This window comes from Saccharomonospora saliphila YIM 90502 (assembly GCF_000383795.1).
Lineage (GTDB): Bacteria > Actinomycetota > Actinomycetes > Mycobacteriales > Pseudonocardiaceae > Saccharomonospora > Saccharomonospora saliphila.
The window spans coordinates 188,480-195,650 of record NZ_KB912640.1 but is presented as its reverse complement, the minus strand read 5'-3'; the positions used below and the strand labels follow the sequence as shown (position 1 = coordinate 195,650).

Annotated in this window: 6 protein-coding genes and 1 pseudogene; 4 read left to right on the top strand and 3 right to left on the bottom strand. The window is 71.4% G+C overall.

What is annotated here, in order from left to right; all coding sequences use genetic code 11:
- On the bottom strand, positions 1 to 281 hold a 281-nt coding region (locus tag SACSA_RS25770; RefSeq protein ID WP_048876467.1), incomplete at its 3' end, for a cytochrome ubiquinol oxidase subunit I.
- Positions 278 to 1,777: an MSCRAMM family protein gene (locus SACSA_RS0106015; protein ID WP_019814261.1), complete on the bottom strand. Its 1,500-nt coding sequence runs from the start codon at positions 1,775 to 1,777 to the stop codon at positions 278 to 280. The genes SACSA_RS25770 and SACSA_RS0106015, both read right to left, overlap by 4 nt.
- Positions 1,778 to 2,061: 284 nt before the next feature.
- On the opposite strand from SACSA_RS0106015, the gene SACSA_RS0106010 reads away from it, so the two are divergent.
- Together SACSA_RS0106010 and SACSA_RS21760 are read left to right on the top strand one after the other, a co-directional pair.
- A complete protein-coding gene (locus SACSA_RS0106010) occupies positions 2,062 to 2,877 on the top strand; it encodes a Bax inhibitor-1/YccA family protein (protein ID WP_019814260.1) in 816 nt (271 codons plus the stop codon).
- A 173-nt stretch (positions 2,878 to 3,050) separates the two neighbouring features.
- A complete protein-coding gene (locus SACSA_RS21760; protein ID WP_019814259.1) occupies positions 3,051 to 3,776 on the top strand; it encodes an LppU/SCO3897 family protein in 726 nt (241 codons plus the stop codon).
- Between the two features lie 101 nt (positions 3,777 to 3,877).
- Here SACSA_RS21760 and SACSA_RS0106000 read toward each other — a convergent pair whose 3' ends face one another.
- A complete protein-coding gene (locus tag SACSA_RS0106000) occupies positions 3,878 to 5,098 on the bottom strand; it encodes an acetyl-CoA C-acetyltransferase (RefSeq protein WP_028661595.1) in 1,221 nt (406 codons plus the stop codon).
- A 238-nt stretch (positions 5,099 to 5,336) separates the two neighbouring features.
- On the opposite strand from SACSA_RS0106000, the gene SACSA_RS0105995 reads away from it, so the two are divergent.
- Both SACSA_RS0105995 and SACSA_RS27175 read left to right on the top strand, forming a co-directional pair.
- Positions 5,337 to 6,710: a cystathionine beta-synthase gene (locus SACSA_RS0105995; protein WP_019814257.1), complete on the top strand. Its 1,374-nt coding sequence runs from the start codon at positions 5,337 to 5,339 to the stop codon at positions 6,708 to 6,710.
- A gap of 121 nt (positions 6,711 to 6,831) precedes the next feature.
- A pseudogene (locus tag SACSA_RS27175) lies at positions 6,832 to 7,171 on the top strand (hypothetical protein); the annotation flags it as partial.

Sequence of the window (7,171 nt, the reverse complement as noted above, 5' to 3'; positions counted from 1 at the left end):
TGGACGATACCGGTGACCACGCCCATGGCGAAGTTGACGAGGAGCAGCTTGCCCCAGAACTTCGTCATCCGGAAGTAACGCGGCTCACCCGTGCACACCGTCGCGGTCGCCAACCAGCGCGAGTTGGTGGAGCAGTGGACGAACGTCGTCCCCGCGATCACCGTCGGGGACGGCAGCACGAGCGCCCCGACGACCGCGAGTTCGGCCACCAGCACACTGCCCGCGCCCAGCAGGTACGGCCGCGTCCACCGGCGGCCTCCCTCACGTTCGGACCCGGTCACCGCCGCGCGAACCTCCTCCGGACGGCGAACCCGGTCAGGCCCGAGACCAGCAACGCCAGGCCGCCCAGCCCGAGCAGCGCCTCCACGGGCGCTCCCGAGGTGGTCGCGGCCTGTTCGACCGCCATCGGACGCGCGCCCGCCGGGATGGTGCGTGGCACCTCGTCGGCCACGTTGGTGATCCGCAGCGTCACCGTCTTCCCCGGGGTCAGCTCCCCGCAGGCCCGCGGTGGGTTCTCGGGATCGAACGCGTCGGTGTAGCCGTTCGGCGGTTTCACCTCGGTCAGGCACACCGTCTGTGGCGTGCGCAGGTTCTCCACCGCGGCCGTGCCGTCGGGTCCCTCGGTGGTGATGACCAGCGGCTCGCCGTCGGTACCGAGCAGCGGTTGCCCGTCCTGGCCGACGGCGGGGGAGGTGCCGTCCTCGCCCGTGAGGCGCAACGGCACTCCCGCGATGCCCTCGCCCGTCTCGTCGTCCACCTTGGCGACGCGCACCTGGCCCGGCGCGGTCCGTGCCGTGGTGGCCGCCTCGGCCGTCAGTTCCTGCTCGCCACCGGTGGAGACCACGCGCTGGGTGTCGGTGGTGACGGGCTCGCGCACGTAGGGCCTGTCCGCGGGTGCCGACAGCGTCGCCCGGACCAGGGGATTCTCGCCGGTCGGGGTGAGCGCGACGGTCGCGGTGCCGTTCTCGTCGGTGGTGACCACGGTCTGTGCCGTGTCCACCGTCTCGGCCGCCCCGTCCTCCGCGCCGGAGGCCGCGGCCGCGCCGTCCCCGACGGTTCCGGTGCTCCCGGCGTCGCCGTCCGCGAGCCCGAGATCGGCCACATCGAGCGTGATGTCCACGCCCGGGATGCCGGTGCCGTCGGCATTGGTGACCGTCACCGTCCATTCCGACGGGGTGTCGATCGTCTGCTCGCCCTCGGGCGCGGTGACCTCGGCCGTCCACGGGCCCCGGTAGGTCGCCGCCTCCCGCTTCATCTCCTCGACCGTCGTCCGTACCGACTGGGGCAGGGCGGCCAGATGGCCCTCGATGTCGTAGGCGATCTCGGTGAACGGGTTGTCCGGGTCGAGGTCGCTCGGGTCGCGCGGCGCGGCGGTCCACGAGTGCAGCAGGTGTGCCAGCGCGGCGGCGTCGTCGGGACTCTCGGTGTCGCCGTAGCGCAGCAGCAGGTAGGAGATGTCCGCGGCGACCTCGGCGGAGAGCGGGTCGCCCCACTTGGTCAACAGCTCGTCGCCCGGCTCGTAGGTCTCGTCGGTGTCCGGCGCCTTCAGGGCGAAGGAGACGCAGAAGACGTGCTCGCCTCCGACGACGTAGGAGCCGAGCCAGTCATGGGTACCGCTGCGGTCGCGTCCGCCCCAGTCCTGTCCCGGGGTGATCTCGTGTCCGATGCCCTCCTCGACCGCGGCGGAGGCGGTGCCGGGCAACGCCGCGAGCCCCGTCGTCGCCAGCAGGCAGGCACCCAGCAGTCGCACCGCGGTGCCGAGGCGTCTTCGCGCCACGGGAATACCCCCTTCATTCGAACAAGTGAATGTGCGATCCGCGTCACATCGCGTGCGCGGCACGGTGACGCGAGGCACGCCCGGGGAGCATGGCGTGAAATGATGACCTGGGCAATCGGCCAGCCGGTGGACGTCGGTGAGGGCCGGGGGCCGCGCCACGGCGCCGGTGTGCGGTCGCCGTGCGTCCCGGTGTGGGTAAAGTCGCCTTTACCGACCGACGGGAACCGACCGGCACGCGTGGTCGTTGTACCCGATGCCAGTGCCAGAAGATCCAGGAGGATCAGGTGCGAACTTCCAGCAACCCAGCCTTCCGCAATCTGCCCGCGGGGGCGGCGGGTGGTCCGCCCGCGGGCTTCAACCAGCCACTGGGCGGTCAGCCCGGCTACGGTCCGCCGCAGGCGCCCTCCGGCGCCGCCGACCGGCCGATGACGGTGGACGACGTCGTCATGAAGACCGGGGCCAGCCTCGGTGTCACGCTCGTGGTGGGGCTGATCACCGCGATCTGGGCCCAGTCGCAGGTGGCGGCGGGCTCGTCCGGGGCCATCTTCGGCGCCATGATCGGCGGCATGCTCGTCGGCCTGGTCCTGGCCCTGATCATCGTCTTCAAGCAGATGGCCAGCGCGCCCATGACGCTGGCCTACTGCGCGGCCGAGGGCGTGTTCCTCGGCGCGATCACCGGCGTGTTCGAGATGCTCTACCCGGGAATCGCGCTCCAGGCCATCCTGGGCACCGCCGCGGTGTTCGTCGTGATGCTGGTGGTCTACAAGACCGGAGCCGTCAAGGTCACCCCCAAGTTCCGTAAGTGGATGATGGGCGCACTGGGCGGTGTGCTCGTCCTCATGCTGGCCAACCTCGTGCTGGGCCTGTTCGGCGTGAACATGGGCCTGCGCGACGGTGGCCCCCTCGCGATCATCTTCAGCCTCGTGGTGATCGGTGTCGCCGCGTTCAGCTTCCTGCTGGACTTCGACATGGCCGACCAGGCCATCCGCGAGGGGGTGCCCGCCAAGTTCGCCTGGTACGTGGCGTTCGGCCTCATGGTCACCCTCGTGTGGCTCTACCTGGAGATCCTGCGCTTGCTGTCCTACCTGCAAAGCGAATAGGACGCGCGGGCACCACGCTCCTGGACCACGGGGGGCGCCCGGCCGCACAGCCGGGCGCCCCCCGTGCTGTGCGCACGGCAGGGGCGCCTGTCCGCCCGGGCACCTTCTGGTGTTAGATGGCGACGCCCCCGTGTGTGAAGATCCTGTGAGGTCGACGTTCCTGTGAGGTCACGGTGACGGTTCCACCGTACGGCGAGAGACCGGACGACTCCGGTGGTGCCCATCCCTTTCAGCCCCCTGCAGCCCCGCCGCCGGGCGGGCCGAATCCGTACGGACCCCCCGAGGGCGGTCTGCCTCCGTACGCCGCGTACCCGGGGTCACCGCAGGCGTTCGGGCAGCAGCCGTTCGGCCCCGACGCGTTCGGACAGCCACCCGCGCCGCCGCGCCGGAAGGGCACCGCGTGGGCGGGCGTCGTCGCGGCCGTCGCGCTGATCGTCGCCGCGGTGGTCATCGTCATCCGGTGGTCGGACGCGGGCACACCTGAGCTGGCCGTCGGCGACTGTGTCCACGTGTCCGACTTCTCCGGGATGACCGCGAGCCCCGAGCTGCTCGACTGCGAGGACGACGACGCCGTGCTCCGGGTCGCCGCCAGCGAGGACGGCGTGGACGCGCGCTGTCCGGACGGGCACTACAGCGTCGTCTTCTCCGGCCAGAAGACGTTGTGCCTGATGTTCAACGTCGAGCGCGGTGACTGCCTGACGAACATGGACCCGGACAGTCCCAAGGGCTACGAACGGGTCTCCTGCGCCGACCCCGCCGCCGAGATGGTGGTGCTCCGGGTCGCCGACGGCACGGCGGACCCGGCCGGAGCGTGCGGGGACCTTCCCGGCCGGGTCGAGCCGTACGTGTACTCGGAGCCGGAGACCGTGATCTGCATGGGACCGCCGAAGGCGGTGTGAGCCGGCGGCGCGGGGCCGGAAGCCCGGCTCCCGCGCCACGACGCCGGATCGCCGGGGCTCTCACCGGGACAGCGTCCCGGTCCCGGCGACGGACGGCCGCGTCAGCTCAAGCGCTCCAGCACCATCGCCATGCCCTGCCCGCCCCCGACGCACATCGTCTCGAGGCCGAACTGCTTGTCGTGGTGCCGCAGCGAGTTGAGCAGTGTCGTGGTGATCCGCGCACCGGTCATGCCGAACGGATGGCCCACGGCGATGGCCCCGCCGTTGACGTTGAGCCGGTCGAGGTCGATGCCGAGTTCCCGGTAGGACGGGATCACCTGGGCCGCGAACGCCTCGTTGATCTCGACGAGGTCCACGTCGCCGACCGACATTCCCGCCCGCGCCAGCGCCTGCCGCGACGCCTCGACGGGGCCGAGCCCCATGATCTCGGGCGAGAGGCCGCTCACGCCGGTGGACACGATCCGGGCCAGGGGAGTGATGCCGAGTTCGCGTGCCTTCGTGTCGCTCATGATCACCAGGGCGGCGGCGCCGTCGTTGAGTGGACAGGCGTTGGCCGCGGTGACGCGGCCGTCCGGCCGGAACACCGGCTTGAGCCCTGACACGCCCTCCAGCGTGACCCCGGATCGGGGGCCGTCGTCGGCGGAGACGACCGAGCCGTCCGGCAGGGTCACCGGGGTGATCTCGTCGGCCCAGAACCCGTCGGCGATGGCCTTTTCCGCGAGGTTCTGCGACCGGACGCCGAACTCGTCCATCTCCTGCCGGGAGATGCCCTTGAGGCGGGCCAGGTTCTCGGCCGTCTGCCCCATCGCGATGTACACGTCGGGCAGCTCGGCGTCCTCCCTCGGGTCGGTCCAGCCGTCGCCGCCCTCTTCCGCGCGCCGGGCGGTGCGCGCCTCGGCGTCGGCGAAGAGCGGGTTGTGGGTGTCGGGCCAGGAGTCGGAGGTGCCCTTCGCGCCCCGGGAGACGGTCTCCACGCCCGCCGAGATGAACACATCACCCTCGCCCGCGCGGATCGCGTGCAGCGCCATCCGCGTGGTCTGGAGGCTGGAGGAGCAGTACCGCGTGATGGTGCAGCCGGGCAGGTGGTCGTAGCCGAGCTCAACGGCGACGACCCGGCCCATGTTGAAGCCGGACTCCCCGCCGGGCAGTCCGCAGCCCAGCATGAGATCGTCGATCTCGGCCGGGTCGAGCTGGGGCACCTTGTCCAGCGCCGCCCGCACCATCCGTGCGGTGAGGTCGTCGGGACGCATGTCCACCAGTGACCCCTTGCCCGCGCGGCCGATGGGGGATCGGGCGGTGGAGACGATGACGGCTTCCGGCATGGTGGACACTCCTTCGGGTCGACTAAGCATGCGCTTAGGTTCCTATCCTGCCCGGACGGGGCGGCGGACCACAGCCCTGGGTGCCCCCCGCCACACCCCGTGACACCCCCGGCCCCCGCCGGGCCCGATCGCGGCGACTCGTCCGGGGTGTCCTTTTCGGACAGTGTTCCCGGGGTCGCGCGCGGGGACGGGCGAGTCCGTTCTACCCGGGGCCGGAGTCGCTGTTTACCCTGGTGACATGGATTACGCCGAACACGTCATCGACCTGGTGGGCGACACCCCCCTGGTCAGGCTGAACTCGCTCACCGAGGGCCCGCGCCCACTCGTGCTGGCCAAGGTCGAATACCTCAACCCGGGTGGCAGCGTCAAGGACCGGATCGCGCTGCGCATGGTGGAGGCCGCCGAGGCCTCCGGCGCGCTGCCCCCCGGCGGCACGATCGTGGAGCCCACCTCGGGAAACACCGGGGTCGGGCTGGCGATGGTCGCTCAGCGCAAGGGCTACCGATGCGTGTTCGTGTGCCCGGACAAGGTCAGCGAGGACAAGCGCAACGTCCTCAAGGCCTACGGGGCGGAGGTCGTCGTGTGCCCCACCGCGGTGCCGCCCGACCACCCGGAGTCCTACTACAGCGTCTCCGACCGGCTCACCAGCGAGATCGAGGGCGCGTGGAAGCCCGACCAGTACGCCAACCCGGAGAACCCGGCCAGTCATTACCATGCCACCGGGCCCGAGATCTGGCGGCAGACCGAGGGCAAGGTGACGCACTTCGTCGCGGGTGTGGGCACCGGCGGCACCATCTCCGGTACCGGTCGCTACCTCAAGGACGTCTCGGAAGGGCGCGTCCGCATCGTCGGTGCCGACCCGGAGGGCTCGGTGTACTCGGGTGGCACGGGGCGGCCCTACCTGGTCGAGGGCGTCGGCGAGGACTTCTGGCCGCAGACCTACGACCGGGAGATCGCCGACGAGATCATCCCGATCTCCGACGCCGACTCGTTCACCATGACGCGCAGGCTCGCGCGGGAGGAGGCGTTGCTGGTCGGCGGGTCGTGCGGGATGGCGGTGGCCGCCGCGCTCGAACTGGCGAAGCGGGTCGACCCCGACGATGTGATCGTGGTGTTGCTGCCGGACGGCGGGCGCGGTTACCTCGGCAAGGTCTTCAACGACGGCTGGATGTCCTCGTACGGCTTCATGCCGCCGGAGACCCAGGACATGACGGTGGGCGACGTGCTGCGGCGCAAGGACGGCACCCTGCCCGACCTGGTCCACACCCATCCCACCGAGACGGTGGCCGAGGCGGTCGCCATCCTGCGCGAGTTCGGCGTCAGCCAGATGCCCGTCGTCAGCGCGGAGCCACCGGTGATGGCGGCCGAGGTCGTGGGCGCGGTGAACGAGCGCGACCTGCTTGAGGAGCTGTTCACCGGCAAGGCCGCACTGGCCGACCGGCTCGACGCCCACATGTCGCCGCCGCTGCCGACGATCGGCGCGGGGGAGAAGGTCGGTGCGGCGATGAAGGCGCTCGGCACGGCCGACGGCGCGCTGGTACTCGTCGGCGGCAAGCCCGCCGGCGTCGTCACCAGGCAGGACCTGCTGGCCTTCCTCTCCGGGCACTCGTAGGCCGGTTCTGCCGAACATCGGACGCGCTGTCCGGGGCGTTACACAGGTCCCGGGCAGCGATCCGATAGCGTGTGCGCGAGCGAAATCACCCAGGTCCTCGTCAAGGGGGTACACGACCCACATGAGCGCTCCGCAGCCACCGAACCAGGGGGACGGCGAGCAGCAGCCGCCCCAGGGTCCGCCCAGCGAACCGCAGCCGCAGCAGAACAACCCGTTCGGCACGTCCGAACCGACGCAGGTGGTGCAGCCGTCGCAGCCGCAGGGCGACCAGCAGGCGTTCGGCGACGGCCCCGAGCCGACGCAGGTCGTCCAGCCCGGCCAGCCGGGAGACGCCGGCGAGGCCGGTGGCGGGCAGGGCGAGGGCCAGGGTCCCCGAGTCCACGCAGCTCGTCCCGCCGGGGTCGCAGCCTCCACCCGCGATCCCGTACGCGCCGCCGCCGAGCGCGGCCGACAACCCGGCG

Excerpts from the sequence above, each read along its gene's own strand:
- SACSA_RS0106000 (WP_028661595.1), bottom strand. The coding sequence starts at position 5,098 with ATGCCGGAAGCCGTCATCGTCTCCACCGCCCGATCCCCCATCGGCCGC.
- SACSA_RS0105995 (WP_019814257.1), top strand. The coding sequence starts at position 5,337 with ATGGATTACGCCGAACACGTCATCGACCTGGTGGGCGACACCCCCCTG.